We start from the raw sequence: 26,244 nt of genomic DNA on the forward strand, positions 1-26,244 counted from the left end.
AAGGCGAAGATCCCAAGCTCTCCCGCGGCTGTAACCTCAGGTGGTACGGGCGACTTCGCCGAGCCAAGGTCCGGCTGGCCGGCCGGACCTTGGCTCAACCGCTTCAATCCCACGAAATCTCTCTCGTGTAGATACAAGGTGGATCGGCGCGCAGCGCCGAGACGGAGCGGGGGGCGACCTTCGCGACGGCAAAGCCTTCGCAGAATTGTGCTATCGTGAAGCCGTTCCACTCGGAAGCCTGGGTTCTACGAAGGCCCCTCTCCGTCCCGGCTTCGCCGGGCCACCTCTCCCCACTGCGTGGGGAGAGGAAGCGCGCTCTCCCTCCCGCATTGGCTTTTCCGTCGATTTCGGGCAAACCTCGTTGCCTGTAAACCGACATGGAGAAGCGTGATGTTCCGATGGGGTGTTCTGTCGACGGCGAAGATCGGCCGCGAGCAGCTTTTGCCGGCAATCGTGGATTCCGAGAACGGCGTCCTGTCGGCGATCGCGAGCCGCGACCTGTCGAAGGCCAAGGCTCTTGGCGAGCGTTTCGGCGCCCGCCACGCTTTCGGCTCCTATGAGGAGCTGCTTGCCTCCCCGGACGTCGACGGCGTCTACATCCCGCTGCCGACCTCCCAGCATGTCGAATGGACGGCAAAGGCGATCGAGGCCGGCAAGCATGTGCTGGTCGAGAAGCCGCTCGCGCTCGACGCCAAGGACATCCCGCCGCTGATTAAGCTGCGCGACCAGAAGAAGGTGCTGGTCTGCGAGGCCTTCATGGTCGTCTACCACCCGCAATGGATCAAGGTGCGCGATCTCATCGCCGGCGGCGCCATCGGCCGGCTGCGCCATGTGCAGGGCGCGTTCTCCTATTACAACGTCGACCCCAAGAACATGCGCAACCAGCTCGATCTCGGCGGCGGAGCGCTGCCCGACATCGGCGTCTATCCGACCGTGTCAACGCGCTTCTCGACCGGCAAGGAGCCGCTGCGCGTGCAGGCCAACATCGAGCGCGACAAGACCTTCGGCACCGACATCTACTCCTCGATCCGCGCCGATTTCGGTGACTTCGAGCTGTCCTTCTATCTGTCGACGCAGATGGCGGCGCGGCAGTCGATGGTGTTCCACGGCGAGAAGGGCTTCATCGAGGTTTTCGCCCCCTTCAACGCCGGGCTCTACGATCACCACCGCATCGAGCTGCACAACCAGAACCACACCGAGGCGCAGGTGTTCCGCTTCCCCGGCACGCAGCAGTACCGGCTGGAATGCGAAGCCTTCGTGCGCGCCGCACAGGGCGGCAAGGACCGCGTCTTCACGCTGGAAGAATCGGGGCTGAACCAGAAGGTCATCGATGCCATCTTCCGCGCCGGCGAGAAGGACGGCTGGGAGCCGGTGTAGCGCTTTCCGCATAAGTTTGCCGGCTGATCCTGGGAGGGAAAATGGCTGACGCGGACGTGATCATTGTCGGCGCGGGGCTGGCGGGCCTCGTCGCCGCGGCCGAGCTGACCGATGCCGGCAGGAAGATCGTCATCGTCGACCAGGAGCCGGAACAGTCGTTGGGCGGCCAGGCTTTCTGGTCATTGGGCGGGTTGTTCCTGGTCGACTCGCCCGAGCAGCGGCGCATGCGCATCCGCGATTCGCACGACCTCGCGCTCGAGGACTGGATGGGCACGGCCGCCTTCGACCGTCAGGAGGATTTCTGGCCGCGCCAATGGGCCGAGGCCTATGTCGGCTTCGCCGCCGGCGAGAAGCGCTCCTGGCTGATCGAGCGCGGCCTGAAATTCTTCCCCGTGGTCGGCTGGGCCGAGCGCGGTGGCGGCAATGCCGTCGGCCACGGCAATTCGGTGCCGCGCTTCCATATCACCTGGGGCACCGGGCCCGGCGTGCTCGAACCTTTCGTGCTGCGCGTGCGCGAGGCGCAGAAGCGCGGGCTGGTCGAGTTCAGGTTCCGTCACCGAGTCAACGAAATCACCCGCACCGGCAAGACGGTAACCGGCGTGCGCGGCGACGTGCTGGAGCCGAGCAGCGTCGAGCGCGGCCACAAAAGCTCGCGCGCGGTGACCGGCGATTTCGAGCTTAGCGCTCAAGCCGTCATTGTCGCCTCGGGCGGCATCGGCGGCAATCACGAGCTGGTGCGCAAGAACTGGCCTGAGCGCCTGGGCACGCCGCCCAAGCGCATGATCACGGGCGTGCCCGACCATGTCGACGGGCGCATGCTGGCGATCACCGAAGCGGCCGGCGGCAGGATCATCAACCCCGACCGCATGTGGCACTATGTCGAGGGCATCAGGAACTGGGCGCCGATCTGGACCGAGCATGCGATCCGCATCCTGCCCGGCCCGTCTTCGCTTTGGCTCGACGCGCGCGGCAAGCGCCTGCCGGTGCCGCTCTATCCGGGCTTCGACACGCTGGGCACGCTCAGCCACATCATGGGCACCGGCTTCGACTATTCCTGGTTCATCCTGACTAGGAAGATCATCCAGAAGGAGTTCGCGCTGTCGGGCTCCGAGCAGAACCCCGATCTCACCGGCAAGAGCTGGCGCCAAGTGCTGGGCCGCGCCACGTCGGGCATTCCCGGCCCGGTGAGAGCCTTCATGGAAAAGGGCGAGGATTTCATCGTCGAGGCCGATCTTGCGAAGCTGGTCGAGCGCATGAACGCGCTGGCCGGCGGCGAACCGCTGCTGGATGTTGCCCAGGTCGAGCGCGAGATCCGCGCCCGCGACAGGCAGCTCGACAATCCCTTCTCCAAGGATGCGCAGATCACGGCGCTGCGCGGCGCGCGCGCCTATCTCGGCGACAGGCTGATCCGCACGGCAAAGCCGCACAAGATGCTCGACCCGGCGAACGGCCCGCTGATCGCGGTGCGCCTCAATATCCTCACCCGCAAGACGCTGGGCGGGCTCGAGACCGACCTCGACAGCCGCGTGCTCGATGCCGCCGGCCAGCCGGTGCCGGGGCTCTACGCGGTCGGCGAGGTGGCCGGCTTCGGCGGCGGTGGCGTGCACGGCTATGCGGCGCTGGAAGGCACTTTTCTCGGCGGCTGCATCTTTTCCGGCAGGAGCGCCGGAAGGGCAGCGGCAGCCACGATTGCGTGAACGGAGGGCGCGGATGATCGCCGGCCCGGCGACAACACTGTAGGCTTTTCGGTCAACTCGACCGAAGTCCCAACTCAAATCATGACGGGAACAGCATGCGCATCATCGTCTATGGGATCGGCGCCGTCGGCGGCGCCATCGCGGCCCAGCTGAGTTTTTCAGGCTACACGGTGCTCGGCATCGCCCGCGGCGGGCAGCTCGACGCCATCCGCGTCTCGGGACTGTCGCTTTCCACCCCGCAAGGCACCAGGACCGCGCGCTTTCCCGTCCATGCCGACCCGTCGGAGATTTCCTTCGAGCCGGAGGATGTCGTGCTGCTGACGATGAAGACGCCCGATACCCTCGGCGCCGTGCAACGGCTCAACGCCGCCGGTGTCACGGCGCAGCCGGTGTTCTGCTTCCAGAACGGTGTCGCCAACGAAGCGCTGGCCTTGCGTTTCTTCGCCAATGTCTATGGCGCGACGGTCATGCTGCCGGCCGATTACGACACGCCCGGTCAGGTCGCGGCCTACTTCGCGCCCAAGATCGGCGCCTTCGATATCGGCCGCTACCCTTCCGGAACCGACGACACGGTCGAGAAAATGTGCGGGGTTCTGAGCGCCTCCGGTTTCATCGTCGACCCCAGGGACAATGTGATGAGCAGCAAGTACCGCAAGCTGCTCGCCAACCTTCGTAACATCATCGACGCGGCGCTGGGCGAGACCGAGCTGCAGCGGAAGTGGTATGCCAAGGCGCGCGCCGAAGCCGAGGCGGTGCTCACTGCCGCCGGAATCGACTGGGACAAGACCGACGCCATGGCGCGCGAGGAATTGACCATAACGGCCATCCCCGGCCGAACGCGTGTCGGCTCCTCGACGCTGCAGAGCATCGTGCGCGGGACCGGCTCCCTCGAAACCGACTTCCTCAACGGCGAGATCGTGCTTCTCGGGCGGCTGCACGGCATGGCGACGCCCGTCAACTCAGCCCTATGCAAACTGTCGGTCGAGTTGGCCAGCGGCCGGATGCGGCTGCAATCGGCCGGCGACGACACGATCGTCTCCATGATCGGCGGAACCGGCTGATCGCCGCAGATGATCAAAAAGATAAGACCCAGCCCGGGAATCCTTTGAAGGCCATGGAACGTCTTCCTCACGCAGACCCGCAAACAGGAGACGACCATGACCTACAATCTCATCCGCTACGGCGTGAAAGATGCAAGCATCGCCGAGAACCGGGCGCTGGTGGCAAAAGTGTTCGAGGCGCTGGATGAAACGCAGCCGCAAACCTTGCGCTATCTGGTGCTCGAACTGGAGAATGGCGAGTTCGTGCACATCGTCGGCTACGACAAGGACAGCTCGGCGCTGACCGAGCTCGACGCGTTCAAAGCGTTCGGCGCCGATCATGCCGCGCGACGTTCGACGCCGCTTGTCAGGTCGCCGGCGAAGATCGTCGGCGACTATCGTATGCTGGCCGGGGCCGATGAAGCCGTGCCGGCCTGACCAGGGCACGGCATATGATCGGCGAGGCGAGAATGAGGACGATGAGCGCAGCGAAATTCGACCGCGCGGAACTCGAATCCATGCTTGTCGGGCTGCGCCCGAAGCTGCACCGCTATGCCGCCCGCATGGCCGGCTCGGCGATCGAGGGCGAGGACATCGTGCAGGAGGCGGTGGTGAAGGCGCTGGCCGCCCATGATGGCGGCGCTCTCGTCGAGCGTCCCGAACAGTGGCTGTTCCGCATCGCCCACAACGCGGCGCAGGATCACCTGCGCCGCCGCCAGCGGGAACGTTCCCGAACGAGCGAGGCCGACATGACGACGATCGAGGACCTCTCCGCCAGCGCCGAGACGAGACTGGCGACGGCCATGAGCCTGCGCAGCTTCATGCGGCTGAGGCCGGCGCAGCGCAGCGCCGTGATCCTGGTCGACGTGCTCGGCCTCAGCCTGCATGAAACCTGCGAGATGACGGGCGCGACCTTGGCGGCAACCAAGGCGGCGCTGCATCGCGGCCGGGCGGAGTTGAAGGCGATGGTGGCGTTGCCGGACGACATGACCATGCCGAAGCTCGATCCGGAGGAGGAGCGCCGGCTACGCCGCTATGTCGACCTGTTCAACGCGCGCGATTTCGACGGGGTTAGAAGGCTGATCGCCGAGGATGTCCAGGTCGACGTCGTCAATCGGACGCGCCTCACCGGCAAGAAGGAAGCCTCGACCTATTTCGGCAATTACGGCCGCCTCGGCGACTGGGCGCTGTCGCTCGGCTTCGTCGATGGCCGGCCGGCCATCCTCATCCGCAACCCACAGGCGGACGATGCGGTGCGTGGCTTCGTGCTGATCAACTGGCGCGGCGAGGAGGTCGTGCGCATCCGCGACTTCCGCCACGTGCCGTACTGCCTCGAGAATGCCGAGATCCGAGCCGCCGTCGCTTGAGCGCTGCCTGAGGCATTGGCCTGATCAAATAATCGTGAAGCGGCCCGATCGTCACGGATCGGCCATCAGGACGGCAGCATAGGCGTGCTCGAAGCCGGCCAAGACGCTGCCGCAGGCCCAATCCGCCGAGGCCGCGAGGTGAGCACCCTGCAAGACTTCGTTAGTTTAGGTCTTTTCCACCAATCACGTATTGCGGGCGGTAAACCCGCGAGGTTCACAATGTCTCTCGATGAAGCTACCAAGCCCGCCAAGCAGAATTCTCGCCAGGTCAAAGCAGCGACCGAAGCGCCGGCGCGCGAACAAATCCTGATCGGCCCCGATTTCATCCAGAAGGGCGCGCCGGACGAAAGGCTCGACCGGTTCTTCGGCGACCTGGCGAGCCGGTTCGACGCCGCGCCAGCGGTCATTTCCGGCGGCCGTGCCTGGTCGTATCGCGAGCTGAACAACCGCGCCAACCAGTTCGCGCATCTTCTGATCGAGCGTGGCGTCAAGCCGGGCGACCGGATCGGCCTTTTGCTGGACCGCTCCGCGGAGACATACATCGCCGTGCTGGCGGTCATGAAGGCCGGGGCGGCCTTCGTGCCTTTGGCCACCGCGTTTCCCGAAGACCGCATGGTGATGATCATCGACGACGCCAATGTCACGTTGGTGATCAGCGTCTCGGGCTATGCGGCGCGGGTGGCGCGCCTGCCGGTGCCGCATATCTCGATCGACTCCGCGGAGTCCGAGATCGCGCTCCAGCCGGAAACAGCGCCCTTGCCGGACGGCGTCCAGGATCAGACCTGCTACATCCTCTATACATCCGGCACCACCGGCAAGCCGAAAGGCGTTGTCATCACGCACCAGAGCTTCTGCAACTTCATCCGCGTCGCGGCGGCGTCCTACGGTTATCAACCCGGTGATCGGGTTTACCAGGGCATGACCATCGCCTTCGACTTTTCCTCGGAGGAGATCTGGGTGCCGTTCACCGCCGGCGCCACGGTCGTGCCGGCCCCGGGTCAGCAACCCCTCGTCGGCGAGGAACTTGCCGCTTTCCTGCGTGAACACCAGATCACATGCATGGCCTGCAGCCCGACGCTCCTGTCGTCGATCGAGAGCGACGCGCCGAGCCTGCGTGCGATCCTGGTCGGCGGCGAAGCCTGCTCGCATAAACTCGTGGTGCGTTGGGCGAAGCCTGGCCGCCAGATCCTGAACACCTACGGCCCGACCGAAGCCACCGTCACCGCCACGATGGCGTTGCTGACGCCGGATGAGCCGGTGACGATCGGCAGGCCGCTGCCCACCTATTCGATAGCCATCCTCGACCCGGAAAAGCCGACGGTGCTGACCGGCGACCAACTGGGGGAAATCTGCATCGGCGGCATGGGCGTGGCGGTCGGCTATCTCAACCGACCGGAACTGACGGACCAGAAATTCATCCAGGATTTCATCGGACTGCCGAACAATCCCAGCGGCCGCATCTACCGGACGGGCGACCTTGGCCGGATCAACGACAAGGGCGAGATCGAATATCACGGCCGCATCGATACGCAGGTGAAGATACGCGGCTATCGTATCGAACTGGGCGAGATCGAGGCCGTGCTGCTCGACCAGCCGGGCATCGCGCAGGCGGCGGTCACGACCTGGGAGATCGAACCCGAGCGCACGGAACTTGTCGGCTACTATGCACCCAAGGCCGGGGGCGAAGGGGTGGATCGCACCGTGCTCGTGCAGGAGCTGAAGCGCCGATTGCCGGATTACATGGTTCCGGCTTATCTGGAGCAGTTGCCCGCGATCCCGATGACGGTCTCCAACAAGGTCGACCTGAGGAAATTGCCGAAACCGACCAGCGCGCGCGTGGCATCCGGTCATGCGATGGTCGACCCGCGCAACGAGGACGAGAGGTTCCTCGTGGACGCGCTGCAGGACGTGCTGAAGTTCGAGGATATCTCCATCGAGGATCACTTCTTCGACGATCTCGGCGCGAACTCTCTTTTGATGGCCAGGTTCTGCGCCCGCATCCGCGCCCGCAAGGCGTGGGCGACGACGTCGATGCGCGACATCTACCTGCATCCGACGGTGGCCAAGCTTTCCGATTACCTGCGCGAGCCGCAAACCGCCGCTATTGCCGCGAGCGAACCCATGCTGACGCATCGGGCTTCCAACCTTGCCATTTGGGCAACGGGATTCGGCCAGTTGCTGTTCTACGCGGTCTACAGCTATCTTGCGCTTTGGGCGATCAATGACGGCCTCAACTGGGTCTATGATGCCCTGGACGACCCAGGTGCCCTTTACATGCGCTGCGTTATACTGTCCGCCAGCGTGTTCTTCGGATTGAGCGGCTTCGCCATCGCTGCCAAATGGCTGCTGGTCGGCCGCTGGAAGGCAGAAACCTTCCCGATCTGGGGCTGGCGGTATTATCGCTTCTGGATCGTGAAGACACTGGTCCGCAGCGCCCCGGTCGTGCTTTTTCGCGGCAGTCCGCTCTACAGCCTCTATCTGCGCCTGCTTGGTGCGCGACTCGGCAACCGCACCGTGGTCGAATGCCGTGCCGTTCCGGTCTGCACCGACCTGATCACGATCGGCGACAACTCGATCCTTCGCAAGGACTCGACTATCCTCGGTTTCCGCGCACAGGCGGGCTACATCCACACCGGCCCCGTCGACGTCGGCAACAATGCCTTCGTCGGCGTCGGCTCGACGCTCGACATCGATACGCGCATGGGCGATGGCACCCAGCTCGGCCACGCTTCGTCGCTGCATCGCGGACAGACCATTCCGGCGGGAGAGCGCTGGCATGGCTCGCCGGCGATCCCGACTGAGGCGGATTACTGCACTGTCCCCAACGTACCGCTGTCGAGAGTGCGCCGGGTCATCTATGAAGCGATCCAGCTCTTTATCCTCTTCGCCATCGTCACGCCTTTCCCGCTGCTCTTCCACGCCTATTGGGAAAATGTCGGCGACGACTATCAGGAGACGATCGGCCTCGTGGCGATCGGCACCACGGTCACGGTAGCCGGCTTCATTATCGGCGGTGTGCTGCTCGCGACCGCGGTGCCAAGGCTGTTCAACCTCATGCTGAAGCCCGGCCGGAACTATTCGCTTTACGGCTTCCACTACTGGCTGCAATCGATGCTCGAGCTGGTGAGCAATGTGCGCCTGCTGAACGTCCTGTTCGGCGACAGCTCGGCCGTCGTCTACTATCTGCGCGCTTTGGGCTGGCAGCTGAATAAGGTCGACCAGACCGGCTCGAATTTCGGCACCAACCAGCGGCACGAAAACCCGCAGCTCAGCGAAATCGGCTCGCACACGATGGTGTCCGACGGCCTGTTCATGGTCAACATGCAGAAGTCGGCCAACTCCTTCCGCCTCGAGCACACGCGGGTCGGCGAGCGCAACTTCTTCGGCAACAACATCATCTATTCACCGGATTCCCGCGTCGGAGACAATTGCCTGCTCGGAACCAAGGTGCACGTGCCGGTGGACGGTCCCATGCGTGAGAATGTCGGGCTGCTGGGCTCGCCGCCCTTCGAGATTCCGCGCATGGTCAATCGCGACAAGGAGCTTCTCGGGTTGATCTCGGACAAGGAGCGCAGTCGCCGCCTGCCGCGGAAGAACCTGCACAATCTAGGCACTGCGCTGATGTTCGTGGCCGCGCAATGGGTGATCCTGTTCCTGACGCTCGCCATCTGGGACCGGGCGCTCAACTACTATACCGAATGGGGCGAGACGGCGTTGTTCGTCGCGGTGGTGCTGACCACTGCGATCGGTATTCCGTTCTACATCTTCCTCGAGCGCGCCAGCCTCGCCTTCCGCCGGCTGAAGCCCAGGATGGCGACGATCTACGACCCGGTTTTCTGGCGGCACGAACGCCATTGGAAGCTGTCCGATTCACCGATCATGGGGCTGTTCACCGGCACCCCGTTCCGGCCACTGCTCCTGCGCCTGCTGGGTGTAAAGGTCGGGCTGCGGCTCTACGACGGCGGCTGCATCATAACCGAGCGCTCGCTGGTGGAGATTGGCGACGACGTGACCCTCAACGAGGGCTGCGTGATCCAGCCGCACTCGCTGGAGGAAGGCGCGTTCAAGTCCGATTACATCCACATCGGCAATGGCTGCACGCTGGCGCCTTCCGCCTTCGTTCACTATGCGGTGGTGATGGGCGAGGGATCCGTGGCCGACGTCGACTGCTTCGTCATGAAGGGCGAAGTCCTTGAGCCGAACACGGTCTGGCGCGGCAACCCGGCGAAGCTTTACGGTGTCGTGACGCCGATCGATGCCCGCGCGATGGAAATCGGGCACGCCCCGTGACGCGCGCCGCCGGCATAAGCGACCAGCCGGTCGCCCTGGAGCCAGTCGGCAAGGGCAACCGGGCGGCGATACTGGCGCTCGAGCTGTCGCTCGGACAGCAAGGCTTCGTGGCTTCCAACGCGGATTCGCTGGCCGAGGCTCGCCAGGATGACGAGGCCATCCCTCGGGCCGTGGTCGCCGCAGGGCGCGTCGTCGGATTCCTGATGTACAGCGCGCCAGACGACGATGACGAAGCGATCATCTATCGTTTCATGATCGACCGGCGCGAGCAGGGCAAGGGCTTTGGCCGTGCCGCCGTCGCCAAGACGCTGGAAGAGATTGCGCGCCGTAGCCATGTCCATCGCGTTTCGATCTGCTACGAGCCGGAAAACGAGGCGGCGCGCCGGCTTTACGCCGGCTTCGGTTTCGTGGAGCAGGGACTGGACGAAGACGGCGAGATGATCGCCCTGCTCGAATTGGGCGGATAAGCGTTGAACACTCCACCGAACGAGGTGCGACCGGATATCGAGGTGGCGGTCGAGCGCGCATTGACGGGCCTCATGCTGCCAGGCCTGATCGCCGGGTGCCGTCTTGTTCGATACGGCGACGAACGCTTTCTTCTAGCGGCGGAAAGCGCTTCCATCGCCGCACGCGAGCCCCGGTCGCGCGCCGCCAGCGGGGCGGGTCGGCAGGTGGCGCATGAATTGCTCCGGCGGCTTGGCTGCGCCGATCCCGCGGTGCCGCGCGGCCGACTGGGAAACCCGACCTGGCCGACGGGCATCATCGGTTCGATAGCGCATGACGACGATCTCGCCGTGGCGGTCGCCGCGCGATCTGGCGCCATGAGAAGCGTGGGCGTTGACATCGAACCCACCCTGCCCTTGCCTCGGGAGCTGGAGGCGATCGTGGCCACGCCTCAAGACCGCGTGGGCGATCTTGAGGCCGGCACAGGCGGCCGGGTCGTGTTTGCCGTCAAGGAGGCGGTCTACAAGGCATCGTTTCCGCTCGACGGCCGCGTGCTGGGCTTCGAGGACATCGACGTCGATTTCAAAGCAGGCGAGGCGGTCACGTCGTCCGGCCGCAGGCTGACGGTGCGCTTCGCCATCTCGCCCAGGATCCTAGCGCTGGCATATACGGCATAAGCCGCGTCGCTCATCCCAGCTTCCACCCGTCTCACAGGACGGTCCTCATCCACCCCAGGAAAGTCTCCATCACCGCGGATCGCGGATTATGCTGCATCCACACGACATAGAAGCTGTAGCCGGGCAAGGACAAGGGATGGGCCTTGACGAGCGAGCCGCTTTCCAGCTCGCGGCCGACGACGACGTCGCTCAGGATCGCAATTCCTTGCCCGGCGACCACCGCGTCGATCGCATGCAGTTCCTCGCGGAAGCTCAGATCCCAGGCCTTGTCGGGGATCAGGTCGGGATCGATCGAGCGAGCGGTCGCCAGCCACCGGCGCCAGGTCGGCGCGTCCGGATCCCGGTTCATCCAGTCGAAATGAACCAACGGATAGCGAAGCAGATCGGCGGCTCGCTCGATCACCCACCCATCGCTTGCCAGCAATCGCGGACTGCAGATGGGAAAGAAGGAATCGCGGCAGAGCTCTTGTGCCTGAAAGCCGACAGGCGGTCGCCGTGTGTAGCGGATCGCCACATCCGCGGCGCCGGCGCGCAGATCGAGGACCGCGTCCGTCCCGATGATCTCCAGCGGCACGGCCGGGTTGGCCTCCCGCCATCTCGGCAAGCGCGGCACCAGCCACCGGCTGGCGAAAGCGTTCGGGCTCGTCACCCGCAGCGGCACCTGGACATCGGGCTCGGCGACCGCGGCAAGGGAGCCGGCGAGAAGATCGAAGCCATCGCGCAGGATTGGGAACAGCCGCGCCCCGCCGCTCGTCAGCACAAGCGGGCGCGGCCGGCGCTGGAACAATTTGCAGCCGCATATGTCTTCCAGCAGGCGGACCTGGTGGCTGATCGCCGTCGGCGTCACGCCGAGCTCCGCCGCCGCGGCCTTGAAGCTGCCATGCCGGGCGGCGGCTTCGAAGGCGTGCAAAGCGCGGAGCGGCGGGCGGTTTCCCATGCACGACAGCGTAGATGAATTCTGCTCATCCAGCAGCTAAGAATTTCGCCTTTGCAGAAGGTCGGGCGCTGTGAGACCGTTCGCCTGGTTGGAACCGGGGACGGTGACGATGGAGCTTCCGCGACAGACCGATAGCGTATCGGGCCGATCCCAGTCCTCGACCGCCGCGATTGCGCGGCTGCGGCAGCGCTTGCAAGGCGAGCTGATAATGCCGGCGGACGCCGGCTACGACCAGGCGCGCGCGGTCTGGAACGGCGTGATCGACAAGCATCCCTCCGCAATCGTTTATTGCGCCAATCCCGATGACGTCATCCTTGCCGTGACCTGCGCCCGGTCGCAAGGCTGCCTCGTGGCTGTTCGCAGCGGCGGCCACAACGTCGCCGGCCTGTCGGTCTGCGACGACGGCATGGTGATCGACCTGTCGCGCATGAAGACAATCGCCGTCGATCCCGAACGCCGCGTCGCCAGGGCCGAAGCCGGACTGACCCTCGCCGAGTTCGACGCAGCCACGCAGGCGCATGGGCTGGCGACGACCATGGGCGTCAACGGCGATACCGGCATTGCCGGCCTGACGCTCGGCGGCGGCTTCGGCAAGCTCGGGCGCAAGCACGGACTGAGCTGCGACAATCTGATCGCCGCTGAAATCGTTACCGCCGACGGACGGCTGTTGCGGACAAGCGCCGGCGAGCATCCTGACCTGTTCTGGGCGTTGCACGGCGGCGGCGGCAATTTCGGCATCGTGACGGCGTTCGAATACCGGCTGCACCCGCTCGGCCCGGACCTCCTCGTGGCTTCGGTCCTTCACCGTTACGAGGATGCACGCGAGGCCATGCGGTTCTACGACAAATTCTCCCGCGATGCCCCAGACGAGGTGAGCGTCGATGCCGCGCTCGTCACGCTGCCCTCGGGCGAGCGCGGCTTCAGCATCTCGGCCTGCTACGCCGGGCCGCTCGAAGCGGGCGAGCCTGTCATCGCGCCGCTGATGAAATTCGGATCTCCCATCGATGGCCGCCTCCAGGCCATCCCCTATCTCCGGATTCAATCGGCTGGCGACAGCCTCTTTCCACGCGGGCGACGCTATTACTGGAAGGCGCAGTTCCTGCGCGCAATCAGCGATGGCGCGATCGAGGCGCTGCTCGAGGCTTACGCCAAGGCTCCCAATCGCTCGTCCCTGCTGGTCTTCCAGCAGGTCGGCGGCGCGATCGCCCGCGTGCCCGCTTCGGATTCGCCTTACGCCAACCGCGATGCGGCGCTCGACTGCTTCCCGATCGCCATCTGGGACGATCCGGCCGATGACGCGGCCAATATCGGATGGGCGCGCGAGCTTTGGAATGCGGTCCGGCCATTCTCAACCGGCGGTGTTTATGCCAACAATCTCGGCGACGAGGGCGATGAACGCGTGCGCGATGCCTATGGCGCCAACTATGCGCGCCTCGCCGCCGTCAAGAAGCAGTACGACCCGACCAATTTCTTCCGGTTGAACCAGAACATCAGGCCTGGATAATTCGCAAATTCCTGGGAACCCCGTGCGCAGCCGCTGGACGATCCTTGCCGTGCTCTTCATCGCCCGAGCCGCGATGGCAGTGCAGTTCCAGAGCATCGCGGCCATCGCGCCGGAGCTTGAGACGGCACTGAACGCCAATCTCGCCGATATAGGCGTGCTGATCGGCCTCTATTTCGCGCCGGGGATCGCGCTGGCGCTGCCGGGCGGCGCGATCGGACGGCGCTTCGGCGACAAGGCGACGGTGCTTGCCGGATTGATCATGATGCTGGCGGGCGAGGCGCTGCTGTGCAGCTCGACGTCATGGAGCGTGGAGATCGCAGGCCGGCTGATCGCGGGCATAGGCGGCGTGCTGCTGAACGTGCTCATGACCAAGATGATGGTCGACTGGTTCGCGGGCCGGCGGATCGCCACGGCGATGGCGATCTTCATCAACTCATGGCCGCTGGGCATCGCGCTCACGCTCGTCGCGCTGCCGCTGATTCAGGCCGAGTTCGGAATTGCCGGCGCGCAGGTCGCGGTCATGGCGCTTATCGGCGCGGCCCTGGCACTGGTCGGGCTTTTCTACCGGCCGCCGGGCCATTCCGTCGCCCCGGTTGCAGCCCAAGCCGCGCGGCTTAGGTCCCCCGCCGCCTGGGCCGTGCTGCTGGCAGGCCTGATATGGGCCTTCTACAATGTCGGCTTCGCCACGATCTTCAGTTTCGCGCCGTCGATGCTGGTCGAGCGCGGCTGGTCGACCGCCGCCGCCGGCTCGGCCGTCAGCATCGTGCTGTGGCTCGCGGCTCTTTCGGTTCCGCTCGGAGGCTACCTCGCGGATCGCGCGGGAAGCCGCAATGGGCTGCTTGCCGCAAGCAGCCTTGCTTTCGCCGCGCTGATTGCGCTGTTGTGGCGGGGTTCGCCGGTCACGCCGACATTGATTGCCCTCGGCCTCGTCTGCGGGCTTCCGGCCGGATCGATCATGAGCCTGCCGGCGCGGGTGCTGGCTCCGGCGACACGGGCGCTGGGAATGGGGCTCTTCTACACGGTCTACTACGCCACGATGCTGATCGCGCCCTGGCTCGGCGGCAGGCTTGCGCTTTGGACTGGCGGCGCGGGCGCGGCCCTCGGCCTCGGCTCGGCGGCTCTTCTAGCCTGTCCGGTTCTTTTGTGGGGGTTCGAACGCCGGTTGCCCGTGCAGGCCCGAACGGCCCCGCAGGCGAGCTGAGACCTTACGGCTTTCCAACAGGGGGTGGCGCGCCGGACGTCGCGAGATCAGACAGGAACGTAGGACAACCTGATCACATCCTCGATCCGGTCATGAGCCACCAGACGGAGCGGCGGGCGGGGTCCGGCGAAATAAGGCTTGCCGTGACCAAGCACCACCGGATGCAGATAGATCCGATACTCGTCGATCAAGCCCAGCTCGGTGAGGCTTCGCGCCAGGTCCGGACCGGCGACTTCGATCTCGCCGTCGCGCTCGGCCTTCAGCTTCCGCATTGCGCCCTCAAGATCATCTTCGACGAGCGTGGCGTTGGGACCTACAGACTTCAAGGAGCGGGAGACGACCCATTTCGGCTGGCGCCGCCACGCCGCCGCGTAGACAAGCCGCTCGGCATCCCACTCGGGATGCTCGTCGTCCCAATAGCGCATGATCTCGTACATGCGGCGACCGTAGACGCTGCCCGACTGCCGCTCGGCCTCCGCAATGAAGTGGCGGAAGAGCGTGGGGCTTGGCCCGAACGCCGTATGATCGACATAGCCGTCCAGCGACTGGTTCATTCCGAACACGAGCTTGGCCATTGCCTGCTCCTCACATGGATTCGCGCGATCTGATTGCGTTGTGCAATCAGTCTAGGTTAGGTCGACTGATTTTATTTTGCAATTGGTTTCTGGCACGCGCATGAACGTGGGATAGCGCCGCGGTATATGGCATGGGCCGTTCCGAGACCGTTCTCGGGGAGGTGTTGAAGCGCTTCGCCCGCAGCGACTACCAGCTCTCCACGAAGTTCACCCCGCAGGCTGCGGGACCGGCGCCGATCCCATGGCGGACATGCTGGAGCAGAGTCTGGCCCGCCTCGGCACCGACTACATCGACCTCTACTGGATCCACAATCCGGCCGACGTCGCACGTTGGACCCCTCACCTGATCCCGCTGCTGAAGAGCGGGAAGGTCAGACATGTCGGCGTCTCGAATCACAGACTGAGCGAAATCGAGCTCGCCAACCGGATTCTCGGAGAAGCCGGGTTCCGGGTCGAAGCGGTCCAGAACCACTATAGCCTGCTCTACCGCAGCTCCGAGGACGCCGGCATCCTGGACTACTGCCGCGACCACGGCATCCCGTTCTTCGCCTATATGGTGCTTGAACAAGGTGCCCTGAGCGGCAAGTACAGTCCGAAGAACCCGCTGCCGGAAGGCAGCAACCGGGCGCAGACCTACAACGGCATGCTGCCTCAGCTGAAGGCGCTGACGGACAAGCTCGCCTCGATCGGCCAGAGGCAGGGCGCGGCAGCTGCCGATGTCGCGATAGCGTGGGCCATCGCCAAGGGCACGACGCCGATCATCGGCGTCACCAGGCCCGACTACATCGATGGTCTTGTCCGGGGCTGCTACGAGCATGGCGCTTCCCGGCGACGACATTGCGCAGCTGGAAGCTCTCGCCGACACCGCCAACGTGAACACCCGCGGCTGGTGGGAAAAAGAGATGGAGTCTGAGTTCGCTCGGACCGCGGCTCCCGGCAACTCGGCAGGCGATCATCTCGTTGCGAGGGATGGTCGCCCGTGACCGGACCGGTTGCCTCCCGGCCGCGCGAATCCATCCGACAATGCAAAGCCGTTTCAAATCGGTCATTTGCAACGGCGAGGTTCGGCCGGATCTCTGAAACTATTGGCGCGCCCGAAGAGATTCGAACTCCTGACCCCCAGATTCGTAGTTTACCTTTGTAGTCCGCCGCGGCTATCCAGAATTCCTCCATGGTTGCATTGAGCCGTTCATTTCAATTATTTTCGCACAGCTGCGAACTTTGGCGTAGACATACAATCTGATCCTATGAAAATCTAAAACCGGCTGAAAAACCGGCTGAATTTTCTGGCCCATTCACCACTAGACTTGCAGGAATTGCGCTATGGCCGACATCCGTATCCTCATCAACGACAAGGCGGTTAGCGATCTTAAGGCGCCTAGTTCGGGGCAGTATCGCGCCCGCGACACCCAGCTTAAAGGCTTCCACGTCATCGTCGGCAGGCGAAGCAAGACATTCGCTGTTCAAGGAGACCTGCGGAAGGACGGCAAGCGCATTGCGTCAATCTCAGTACGGATCGGCGACGGGGAGGCAATGTCTACACGCGAGGCTCGCGCGATAGCAAAGGCATACCTCGCACAGATTTCCAAGGGGAAACACCCGAACCCAAAACCTGCCCTGCTGATCGAACAGCCAGGAAGTGCGAGTGTCTCTCGGGACAATACGGCGGTACAGGTGGATCAACGGACGGAGGCAGCACCTAAAGGTATCACTTTGAGCCAAGCATGGCAGCGTTATCGCGATGCACACCTGATCCGGAAGGGCCGGAGCGACGGTACTATCGAGGGCTACCGCGACCACGTTGAACGACTCTTCAAGAATTGGCGGGATACACCCCTAAAGGAGCTCGCCGAGGACCCGGCCAAAGTCATCACCAGACATGACGAGATCACCAAGGAGCACGGCCCCTACATCGGGAACGGCAGCATGCGGACCTTGCGTGCAGTCTACAATCATGCGCGCCGGGCCCACCGCTATCTCCCGGCCGATAACCCGGCAAGCGTGGTAGATTGGAATTCAGAAAAAAGGCGTAACACAGCAATGGGGCTCGAAGATCTGCCCCACTGGTTCCGTCAAGTCGCCGCGTTGCAGAACCCTATTAGGCGAGAATTCCACCTTTTCTCTCTGCTTTCCGGATGTCGTCCAACGGCGCTGATGGAGGCGCAGCCACAGCATCTGGATCTGCGACGCCGCACGCTGCATATCCCGCGGCCCAAGGGGGGTGCAGACCGTGCCTTTGACATTCCGTTGTCGCGCCAGATGATCCTCTGCCTTCTGCGCGCAATCCGCTTTGCCCACCATTTCTATCCCTTTCAAGCCAAGAAATGGCTCTTCACGGCGGAGAGCGATAGCGGCCATCTGGCCGAACAAAAGGAGGATCGAAAGGTTCTTGCTAAGTGGGGCAATGAGTTACGCCAGACGTTTAGAACGCTTGCGACCCCGGCGGGCGTCTCAGAGTTCGACGCACGTCTGCTGATGAACCACGCCATCCCCGGCGTGAACGCCGGGTATATTTCGCGGCACAAGCTGCTTGAAGACCACCTTCGTGCGCAACAACAAGCCATCAGCAACACTATATTCTGCGCCTTAGGCAATATGACCTCAATAGACCCAACAGTTCGCTCATGGCTTGGTCCACATGCGACGCGTCGAGCAATCGAGGCTGCCAAGCGGGAAGAGAGCGGCGCTGTGCGCGGTTTTGACAGACGACACTTGGCGAAGGCAGCCGTCACATCGCTTCGACATTCACCTTCAAGTCATTTAGGTCGAGAGAATTTGCCGGGTGCTTAGAAGAGGATTGCGCTCGGCAGCCGCTTCTGGATTGATTCTTAACGAAAAAATGGCGCGACGTCGAGATATTGTAAGACAGAACGCAGCTTACGAAATATGAATTGACCCAAAGACCTCGTCCGCCAATACAGGCGGAATGACTGCCCGGCTTCCCACGGATCGCCAGATGGTGAGGTGAGAGCGGTCCCGTATGAGCCGAACGTCCGAGCGGCCCACTTCCTTCAGCCACCCATTGAGAAGGTTGAGGTTCTCGGTCTCCAGAAATCTTTGAATGCCAAGTAGGTCACGCCGCAGGTTCTCGAAAGCTGCCGAGGCCTCCTTTATCCATCTGGCAAGCTGTTGGAGGTCTTTGTCCGGTTGGATTGCCAGCCATCCAATCGCATCGTCCTCGCTTTGCCAACCCAATTGCTCGAACGACACGGTCGCCTGGTGCAAACGCCCTTCTGCGGATACCGAGCGTTTGCCACCTCTAAGGACCTCATAACCAAGCAAGGGCGTTGTGCTGAATGGCTTGGGTACTGCCTTCAGGCTGCCCCCAGCATCATCGTCTATGGGAAGGTACTCCAGCACGGAGAGGACACCTCCGCCCTCCGCCGCGTTTCGATAGATTATTCGGGCAAGCTCAGGGGAGAGGCCTTTCCTGATGAATCGAACCATCCCATCGAAAGCCCGCACCTGTCCCCGGATGGTGTTCGCTAAAGTAACCAGATGTGCCGGAACTCTCCAATTGGCCTCGATGGCGGCCTCGTCTGCTATGCGCTTCGCCCTTCTCTCGGCGGCGGCAATACTTTCCGCATAGAGCCCATCCGTGAAGTAGCTATGTCCACAGCAATGCCCGACCGCATGCAGTTTTCCAGTTGCTTCAGACCAGAGGAGGTGGCCCGTTTCATACTTTGGATTATCGGGTGAGCAGATCGGGCAAGGTGCCCGGCCATTGAGCGACACAAAGTGTTTTGGTATGGAGAAGTTCAACTTCAGGACGACCACGCCATCACGAGCAGGGCCTTCGTGTGAGTTATGTGGCCAAGTGTGTGGCTTACCCGTTTCGGAAACATGCTTTAAGAAATCCGGCACTAAGTGGTCAGGCCGAAGTGTGAATACGCGTTTGGCTGCTGCGGACATCTAGACCACCTGCCTGGGCTTCGCCGTGTCTTACGCGTCACTCGGGCCACGGCCCCGGCTCGATTCGAGCACAACATCTTGTAGCCGATTCTTCGCGATCCACAAACTGGCCGATGAATCAAAGCGCGAACAAAGCGGAACGAATGGCCAACCGCAGGGCCTCCGCCCGTGAACAAAGCGGAATCGGATGCGAACTCGCGCTCTCGGAATTGCTGGCCTTGCCGGCGGTACTTAAGGAAGCCGGCCCGAGCCAGCACGGCTACGCGCGGCAGGACCCGGAGAGGGCGAAGAGGGGGCGTTGAAAGCCGTAAAGTTGGTGGGATTAAGAAGGGTCAGAATGGCTCGTTGTTATCATCCTCGAAATACCTACCGTCATCCTCTTCTTCCGGCGCCACGCCGTAGTAATCTGACGCCGAGTACGTGATGGTTTGCTTGTATTTATCACCAACCCCTGCAGCGTTCAGGCGAGACAATCCGGTTATCTTTAACCCGCAGGCAATGCACTCGAATTGACTTGGTAAGAACTCCTGCGTCGAAACGATTGTTTCGCCCTCAAGCTTCTTGTTGGGGGGAGACACGGGCTCGCCAATCACCAGTGCATTGGACTGACACGCCGGGCACGCAACTGCGTGGCCAGCACGTCTAGTGGCCCATAGCGTCGCCTGTGCAGCGAGCTTCTCGCGGTCGGCATCTTCCTTCGCTTGCCACACTTTTTTGTGGGCTTCGATGTCACCACGTACTGCCTTGGCGCTGTCGTCCGCCGCCGCAGCTACCATCTTCTCGGCAGCCTTTGCTTGTTCCTCACCAAACAAGTCACCGAGCGTATGCCCCATCGATTCAAGTAGCACCTTACAGACGCTGAAAAACTTTGGTTGCCAGCTAGACCCCGGCAGCCCCTCAAATGCAGCTTCGCCAGAGTGAAGTTCTGCATTGCGGCGGCCCGTATGCAGCACGCCGAAGTCTTCCAATTCCTGGTTCAAATCCGGCAGTATGCTCCCAAGGCGCCTCATGACCTCTGCTATAGCTATGGAGCGTGGTACATATCGTTGCTCTTTGGGCTGGAAGCCTAGCGAGTGATACAAGCTGTTCCACGTCCGATTGTCGGTTTCCGCGAGAAGAGCGGGACTCACGTTTGAAAGAGCAGCCCGCGCAAGAAGCTCCAAGAGAAGACTTGACCAGAGGGCGTAGTCCCAATCGTCGCTGTCTTGACCAAGCATCTTTTCGGCGTAGCGCTGAGCTTTTGCGAGTAGCGCCTCCGCCTGCCAGGCCTCCGGCGTGTCACCCAGTTTTATCGTTCTTTTCAATGTAGCTCCCCCAAATAAACACGCTCGATTAGCCTGCCCGCGCACCCTTCTCGAATTGCCCCCCTAGCGTGCAACATCCTCCAGTTGTCTATTACTAAAGTGTCGGCGGGTTCCGTTAGGCCAAAACTCAATGGCGATGCTTCGGCAATTGCGTCTCTGAAAAGAGCCATGGCGTGCTTTGCCGCACCACTCGCAGGAACCAAGAACAAGCTGTCCCACCTAATGGTGTCCTCCCCGTTGCGGTCTTGGCAGAGCTTCAACAGCGGCAACTCGCCTTTGACGCGGCGCCGAGGACGCACAATTGCACGACGCAATTCCTGTAGGCCAACGCTCTCTACAAGTTGTCTGCCGTCTAACAGCAGCGTGGGTACTTCAGCAAATCCGACTATGCAACGCAACATCAAATATCGGGGCGGCATCCGCCAATGTGCGAGGTCTGTGTGAAACGGAAACACTCCATGTCCGAAGTTCCCGCTATACGTGTTGGGAGTTGCTTGATCCTGAACACGCGGGACGAGACTGTGGACTGGGCTTGAGGTGCCCAGAGTCAGCACCTCTCCGAGTTTCGCGGCAACGGCTTCGGTGCTGTGATCTGGAAGGAATCGCTGGGTAAACGCGAAACCCTTCGCCTTTATTTCGGTGCGTAGAGCTTCGGCCAATCCGATGCCCCTCCGTCAAATGAAATTCGGGTCGCCGATTTGAGACGCTCTCTCACGCTGGTTGCGGCGAGCTTCCCCCCAGCGCCATCTCCGGTTCCGTGTTTCCCACCATTAAACCCCGTATGAGTCCGGCGTCCTTTTCGGCCTCAGCCATTAGCTCCTTGAGATGTGCTAAGCGATCCCAGTAGCGTTCCCATAACTGGGCTCCCACCTTGGCGATCATCTCGTGTTCGGTTTGGGCCGGCGTGATCTCAGCTGCTAGTCTTTCGAGTCGAGAGACACGCTCATCTATGTCGGTAACGCCGCGCCTCCTGGGTGAGCGCTTGGCATTCCCGGTAAGCCAGGTACGCCAATCAGTGCCACCCTTCGATTGATTGCAGGGACCGCATGCTGGAACGAGATTTGATGTCGAGTGGTAATAGCCCGAAGGCCTCCCTCCCTTCACCAACGCAAAGAAGTGGTCCGTATCAGTAGCTGGGCTCCCGCAATAAACACATTCCCCAGATTTGAAGCCAAAACGCTTAACGTTGTCCGCGATCGCCTGCTCATCCGCTTCCCTTGGGATGATCGCATGGACAAAGGCAGCGGCAATGGATGTTCCTCGTCCCTTAATTGTCGGCCTCGATGCCATTCGCTCCTCCACCTTCCTTTCGTTAACTACCTCGCTGGGAGGGCGAACGCCAGTGAATGCCGTTCAGCATAGTTTCACTAGGGCAAGCCTGTGAGTCTTCAAAAGGTCGCCCAACCAGTCTCGCATGGGTAGTCTCTTGACGGCGCACAACGCAGTCTCACACGCAGACGCCCAAAAGCTCATCTCCAAATATGAGAGCCCGGTGGATGCCGTGGAAGCGCTGATGGCCTACAACTGCGATCTTGAGGCCCAGATACTCGCCATCGCCTCGATATCCGGTGTCTGATCGCCATCAGTTTTGACGACACGAATCCGACCGTGGCGTGAGGCAGCCATGGGCGAATGCATACTCCCCCAGAGAGCGATGCCCGTAGCTAGAATTGAACGCGTTGTTGGAGGCGTCGTGACCGGACGTATGGAACGTGGTTCCGATGGCCTCTTCGCTCGCGACGACTTTGGCTCCAACGTAACCCAACCCAGCTCGCAAGCTTAGATGATGTTGCTGACTTCCTGCAGTCACGACCACGCAGCGGCGTGCGTATGTACCCGGCTGGAGTCGCGTCACTAAAAACATCTTCATCGACGGAGTACGTTTGCGCTGACCGTCGTGTCAGAGCGCAATGCACGTCGCAAAATCGCCCTCGACTGTCGACGATGTATTATAGCGACGGTTGGTTGAGATGCGTTAAAATTTGGCCAGACCGCACGGGGTCGATCCTGTCAGCCTCAGCGAGTGCCCAACGTTGCCATGCTTCCAGTGCCGAGGCATCAATTTCGGCCGAACCTTCATCGATCGCGCGACGGACGCGCTCAACAAGCGCGCGAATGTCTTCAGCCTGACGCAGCAGCTCCCCGCTGGTCCGCAGGTTTTGCAGGCGCTTTTGGTTGAGTTGTACAAGCCGTTCCTGGCGCTGCTTCTCCTTTTCAATCCGCTCTCGCTCAGCACGCTCCTCGGCTTCCCGCAGGCAAAGGCGAAACTTTTTCTCGCCCGCCACGATGATTGCAGCCGCGATCTCAGCGATCTTTGACTCAAGCTTGCCGTCACAGTCATCCTGCCAAGAACCTGTATTCTTGCGGTCAAAACCAGGATCGATCCGCAGCGCTAGCGGGGTTGATGCGGGCAGGTCTGGCGCCGGCCGCAGATACCCATACTGACGCACGGTGCGGTGGCTACCGACTATTCCTATGTCCAACCCGAGATAGGTGTCTCCTATGGTTGCTCGCGCATGAATTTCTCCATCGCGCTCGTAGGCATCACCGTCATGGCCGCGCTTGCTGAGCGCGAAAAACAGTGCATTGAAGATTTTCAGCCGCCGCTTGCCCAGCGGATTGTCGAACTTGGGTTCGTCAAAAGTCCACTCGCGCTCTGCATTTTTGTTGCGGCGACGCTGCTCCTGCTTGAGCAATTGAAGGAGCCCTTTGTGGGGCCTGTCCAACGTCTGCGGGACAGAAACTTTGCCAATCGCCTGCAATTCCTGTGCGAGGAGTTCGTCAAGGTCTTCTGGAACGAGAGCGGATGCAAATGGCCCATTCGATGAAAAAGGGGCTGCAATCGGCAGCACATTTTTGAAGCGCGCGTCGACACTTGCTCGGCCCATCTCACCGGGGCGCCGTGGTCGCGCCTTGGGTAGTGCCGGAACCCTCTTTCCGGCACGTATTTTGTTCCAATAGCCTTGCGGCGGCGACGCAACGCCGCATCGCGTCAGCAGCTTCTTCAGCCCGACATCGGACAGCTCTAGCTTCGCCGCCAGGTCCCGCATTGGTGCAGACCAGGCGAACGCAATCAGATCGTCAGGCAACACAAGAATGTCATTCTGCCACACCTCGGCTTACCTCCATTTGTCCAGCCATGTCGCTTTTGGCACGTCTTCACAGTGTCGATATGACAGGTCGGCCCGTGCCATCTAAGGTCAAATCTGGGCAACCGCACCGCGCCCCAGATTGTGCCAAGAATGCGCCACAACATCGAGGCGGCTGCAGATCGGCTGCAGGTGAAGCAGTATTTCTCGGTGAGCATCAGTGGGGCGCTACTTCCTTTCGTAGTTTTTCGCGCAACAGGGGGGCAGCCGGACATTGCCGCGTGGCATTGCGAGTTTTGGTGCTAACGAGCGGGGGCCACAAAATACGACCGAAGAACGATGGCAAGATAAAAGGGCGCACATTGCGCTGCGGTCGGTTGCTTGTTTTTGCTACCATTTTTGGCGTCCCCGGCACATTGTGAGCCTTTGCCCCACTGTGCGCTTCAATGTTAAATGATTGTATTGACTCAACAATTTGCAATGTGCCTCAAATCGGCGATTGCGATTGTCAACGGATACTTGGAAGTGGTTCCGCACCGCCGTGAAGTTAGGCCCTGATGGCTGCCACGTTGTCATGAGGGCGGTCCGCGCCCTGTCGACAAGACATCCTTGATCGGCAGTTTGCGACGTCGATTGCCCAAAGTGCGAACGTTGGACCGGTTACTCTAAATGGACACGCCGGCGCCACGCTGTCTTAAAAGTTATCCAAACCGCTGATACGCGGATGGCGAGCGATACGCATCACCGGCCTGTGCTGGCAGTGCGATATCGACCGCGATCGAACCGAGAACTTTTCGCCGTGCAACTGACACGCCTTGAGCTTTACAATCGAGTCTGCGAGAGGCCTCTCAGCAAAATCGCTCCAGAGCTCGGAATTTCCGGCACGGTGCTGGCATCGATCTGTAAGCGGCACCAGGTTCCCTATCCTGGGTCAGGATATTGGACGCGTAAATTGCTCGGGCTGCCGGTAGATTTGCCGCCGCTGCCGGAGGCATCGGACGAACTGATCGAGCTAACGTCGTCGACCCCAAAGCCTCGACGAAAGAGAACCGTGAAGGAAGGCGCTGTTCGCAAGGCCAGACCTGCCGCGAAGCCCCATCGCCCGGCGCGCCATCGGCTGCTCTTCGGCGTTGAAGAGCACATGCGAAAAACACGCGACACGAAACAGGGCGAGTTTCTCCGGCCCTACAAGAGAATCCTGCCGGATCTGATTTCGTCAGAGACTCAGTTGCTTCGTGCACTTTCGATCGCCAACGATCTCTATCTCGCGCTGGACGAAAAGGGATACCGCGTCCAAATCGCGCCGGCCGCCGGCGACCTTGATCGCATCCTCATCAAGGAACAGGAGGTGGAGAGCAAGGATCGCAAATACGGTCAATATCACTCCGGGAGCATCTGGGCTCCGGATCGACCTACGGTCCTCTATGTCGACACGGTGCCGATCGGACTCGCCATCACCGAAATGACCGAAAGAGTGACAGTGCGATACTTCAATGGCGAATACCATCGGGAAGACAGCAGGCTCATCCGATCCGCCAAGCCTTGGCAGCTAACGCATTCCTGGACAAGGGAGCAGGACGTGCCCTGTGGGCGCTTTCGGGTCATTGCCTACTCGCCGAAAAAGGGCGTCGACTGGTCTGTCAGTTGGCAAGAGACCGAGCAGGAAGCGCTTGGCGCTCTGATCCCAAAAACCGTGGAAACATTGAAGGCGGCCAAGGGTACTCTTCAGCGCCTAATGGATGCTGAGGATGTGGCGGCGGCAAAGAGGCAGAAAGCAAGAGAGGAGGAGTGGGAGCGCTATGTAAAGCAGGAGGATGCCCGCAAGGTGGCTCAGGCTCTTGCCGATAGCCAGCAGCAGCTTGCCGATATTATTGAAAGGTGGGGCAAGGCGATGACAGTAGAGCGCTTTTTCCTAGATGCTGAAGAGCGGTTGAACAATACAGCCGACGAAGATCGCCGTATGCGCCTGGAGGAGCGTCTGGCTCTCGCGAGAGCAATGATGGAAAGCGTCGATCCGCTGGATTTCATCGAAAGCTGGCTGGTGCCGCAGGAGCGGTACCAGGCAAAATTCGACTAGACGAGATACGTGCTGCCTAGACTTGTTCATGGCGGCAAAGGGCCGCTAGCGGTCTTTCTGCTTCGAAAAAAATCGCACGAAACCAACATCAATCTGAGACCAACCCTTCGGTCTGATCATACGGCCTTGGGGCGTACGGTTCGATCGAGCAAAAAAGAGGCGCCGTAAGTGAGCCATGTCATCTGATATTAGAAAAAACTTCACCTCGACGTTTTAGACATTATCACCAATAACAATATGATTGGCTCAAACTGAGGCTGCTTCTTCTATATGGATTACTCGGTTTGACCATCTTCCGTTTCGATGAGTTGCACCTCGCCGACCTTCAAATTGACGCCCTCTATGAAGGCGGCAAGCGCGGCAACGCGGGCGATGAACCTCTCGTCCGCCTGCTGCGGGTCAGCAACAGCGGGGGTTTTCGGTATCGCGGCAACATGGACAGATTCAGCATGCTGGTGCTGACAACCGGCATGTCCGAACCAGACTGGCCCGACAGCATTGACCGGGAAACCGGCATATTCACTTATTACGGAGACAATAGGAAGGCGGGACAGGCGCTGCATGCGACGCCCCGACGAGGCAATGAGATTCTGCGGCGCATTTTTCACGACGCACACAGCGGGATCGACGGTAGGCAACGCGTCCCGCCAATCTTCGCTTTCGCGACTTTGCGACCCGGTCGCAACGCCCAGTTTCTCGGGCTCGTCGTTCCTGGAGTCTCCGGACAAAGTACGTTAGAAGATCTCGTTGCCG

At 61.8% G+C, this 26,244-nt stretch carries 20 protein-coding genes and 1 pseudogene; 16 read left to right on the forward strand and 5 right to left on the reverse strand.

Annotated elements, in window-relative coordinates; all coding sequences use genetic code 11:
• Positions 1–390 precede the first annotated feature (390 nt).
• The 8 genes from FJW06_RS29350 to FJW06_RS29385 all read left to right on the forward strand — a co-directional run bounded on the left by FJW06_RS29350 (position 391) and on the right by FJW06_RS29385 (position 10,892).
• Positions 391–1,377 carry a Gfo/Idh/MocA family oxidoreductase gene (locus FJW06_RS29350; protein ID WP_140757084.1) on the forward strand — a complete coding sequence of 329 codons (987 nt, stop codon included), beginning with the start codon at positions 391–393 and terminating at the stop codon, positions 1,375–1,377.
• A 41-nt stretch (positions 1,378–1,418) separates the two neighbouring features.
• Complete coding sequence (locus FJW06_RS29355) at positions 1,419–3,074, forward strand: FAD-binding dehydrogenase (RefSeq protein ID WP_140757086.1); 1,656 nt, start codon at positions 1,419–1,421, stop codon at positions 3,072–3,074.
• Between the two features lie 95 nt (positions 3,075–3,169).
• Positions 3,170–4,135, forward strand: a complete 966-nt coding sequence (locus tag FJW06_RS29360) for a 2-dehydropantoate 2-reductase N-terminal domain-containing protein (protein ID WP_140757088.1) — start codon at positions 3,170–3,172, stop codon at positions 4,133–4,135.
• 96 nt (positions 4,136–4,231) lie between these two features.
• Positions 4,232–4,552: a hypothetical protein gene (locus FJW06_RS29365; protein WP_246674924.1), complete on the forward strand. Its 321-nt coding sequence runs from the start codon at positions 4,232–4,234 to the stop codon at positions 4,550–4,552.
• A gap of 41 nt (positions 4,553–4,593) precedes the next feature.
• Positions 4,594–5,481 (forward strand): RNA polymerase sigma factor, encoded by an 888-nt coding sequence (locus tag FJW06_RS29370; protein ID WP_140757090.1) that lies wholly within the window; start codon positions 4,594–4,596, stop codon positions 5,479–5,481.
• Between the two features lie 219 nt (positions 5,482–5,700).
• Positions 5,701–9,771, forward strand: coding sequence for a Pls/PosA family non-ribosomal peptide synthetase (locus tag FJW06_RS29375; protein ID WP_140757092.1), 4,071 nt, complete (start codon positions 5,701–5,703; stop codon positions 9,769–9,771).
• On the forward strand, positions 9,768–10,238 hold the full coding sequence (locus FJW06_RS29380; protein ID WP_246674926.1) for a GNAT family N-acetyltransferase: 471 nt from the start codon (positions 9,768–9,770) through the stop codon (positions 10,236–10,238). Before FJW06_RS29375 ends, FJW06_RS29380 begins: the two co-directional genes overlap by 4 nt.
• A gap of 42 nt (positions 10,239–10,280) precedes the next feature.
• Entirely contained in the window at positions 10,281–10,892 is a 612-nt protein-coding gene (locus FJW06_RS29385; RefSeq protein ID WP_246674927.1) for a 4'-phosphopantetheinyl transferase superfamily protein, read from the forward strand.
• A gap of 31 nt (positions 10,893–10,923) precedes the next feature.
• Here the strand turns inward: FJW06_RS29385 and FJW06_RS29390 are convergent, their stop codons facing one another.
• On the reverse strand, positions 10,924–11,829 hold the full coding sequence (locus FJW06_RS29390) for a LysR substrate-binding domain-containing protein (protein ID WP_140757094.1): 906 nt from the start codon (positions 11,827–11,829) through the stop codon (positions 10,924–10,926).
• A gap of 208 nt (positions 11,830–12,037) precedes the next feature.
• Between FJW06_RS29390 and FJW06_RS29395 the strand changes: the two genes are divergently transcribed.
• Positions 12,038–13,333 carry an FAD-binding oxidoreductase gene (locus FJW06_RS29395; RefSeq protein WP_246674929.1) on the forward strand — a complete coding sequence of 432 codons (1,296 nt, stop codon included), beginning with the start codon at positions 12,038–12,040 and terminating at the stop codon, positions 13,331–13,333.
• 22 nt (positions 13,334–13,355) lie between these two features.
• The gene (locus FJW06_RS29400; protein ID WP_140757098.1) at positions 13,356–14,534 is read left to right on the forward strand and encodes an MFS transporter; all 1,179 of its coding nucleotides are present in this window, start codon (positions 13,356–13,358) and stop codon (positions 14,532–14,534) included.
• A 47-nt stretch (positions 14,535–14,581) separates the two neighbouring features.
• Here the strand turns inward: FJW06_RS29400 and FJW06_RS29405 are convergent, their stop codons facing one another.
• A complete protein-coding gene (locus FJW06_RS29405) occupies positions 14,582–15,109 on the reverse strand; it encodes a dihydrofolate reductase family protein (RefSeq protein ID WP_140757100.1) in 528 nt (175 codons plus the stop codon).
• Between the two features lie 116 nt (positions 15,110–15,225).
• Here FJW06_RS29405 and FJW06_RS30895 point away from each other — a divergent pair.
• From FJW06_RS30895 to FJW06_RS29415, 3 genes and pseudogenes are all read left to right on the forward strand, one after another.
• Positions 15,226–15,456: pseudogene (locus tag FJW06_RS30895) on the forward strand (hypothetical protein); the annotation flags it as partial.
• A complete protein-coding gene (locus FJW06_RS29410) occupies positions 15,351–16,022 on the forward strand; it encodes an aldo/keto reductase (RefSeq protein WP_281404902.1) in 672 nt (223 codons plus the stop codon). The pseudogene FJW06_RS30895 and the gene FJW06_RS29410, both read left to right, overlap by 106 nt.
• Before the next feature lie 410 nt (positions 16,023–16,432).
• Complete coding sequence (locus FJW06_RS29415) at positions 16,433–17,899, forward strand: integrase arm-type DNA-binding domain-containing protein (protein ID WP_140757102.1); 1,467 nt, start codon at positions 16,433–16,435, stop codon at positions 17,897–17,899.
• A gap of 87 nt (positions 17,900–17,986) precedes the next feature.
• Here the strand turns inward: FJW06_RS29415 and FJW06_RS29420 are convergent, their stop codons facing one another.
• Together FJW06_RS29420 and FJW06_RS29425 are read right to left on the reverse strand one after the other, a co-directional pair.
• Positions 17,987–19,021, reverse strand: a complete 1,035-nt coding sequence (locus FJW06_RS29420) for a hypothetical protein (RefSeq protein ID WP_140757104.1) — start codon at positions 19,019–19,021, stop codon at positions 17,987–17,989.
• Between the two features lie 332 nt (positions 19,022–19,353).
• Positions 19,354–20,325: a hypothetical protein gene (locus FJW06_RS29425; protein WP_140757106.1), complete on the reverse strand. Its 972-nt coding sequence runs from the start codon at positions 20,323–20,325 to the stop codon at positions 19,354–19,356.
• 1,414 nt (positions 20,326–21,739) lie between these two features.
• Between FJW06_RS29425 and FJW06_RS29430 the strand changes: the two genes are divergently transcribed.
• Positions 21,740–21,901, forward strand: coding sequence for a hypothetical protein (locus tag FJW06_RS29430; protein ID WP_246674930.1), 162 nt, complete (start codon positions 21,740–21,742; stop codon positions 21,899–21,901).
• Between the two features lie 373 nt (positions 21,902–22,274).
• On the opposite strand, the gene FJW06_RS29435 is transcribed toward FJW06_RS29430, so the two are convergent.
• Entirely contained in the window at positions 22,275–23,438 is a 1,164-nt protein-coding gene (locus tag FJW06_RS29435; RefSeq protein ID WP_140757108.1) for a hypothetical protein, read from the reverse strand.
• A gap of 928 nt (positions 23,439–24,366) precedes the next feature.
• On the opposite strand from FJW06_RS29435, the gene FJW06_RS29440 reads away from it, so the two are divergent.
• Complete coding sequence (locus FJW06_RS29440; protein ID WP_246674931.1) at positions 24,367–25,491, forward strand: hypothetical protein; 1,125 nt, start codon at positions 24,367–24,369, stop codon at positions 25,489–25,491.
• A 284-nt stretch (positions 25,492–25,775) separates the two neighbouring features.
• A partial coding sequence (locus FJW06_RS30350; protein ID WP_210239004.1) for a hypothetical protein occupies positions 25,776–26,244 on the forward strand: 469 nt, incomplete at its 3' end.

This window comes from Mesorhizobium sp. B4-1-3, assembly GCF_006439355.1.
Classification (GTDB): domain Bacteria; phylum Pseudomonadota; class Alphaproteobacteria; order Rhizobiales; family Rhizobiaceae; genus Mesorhizobium.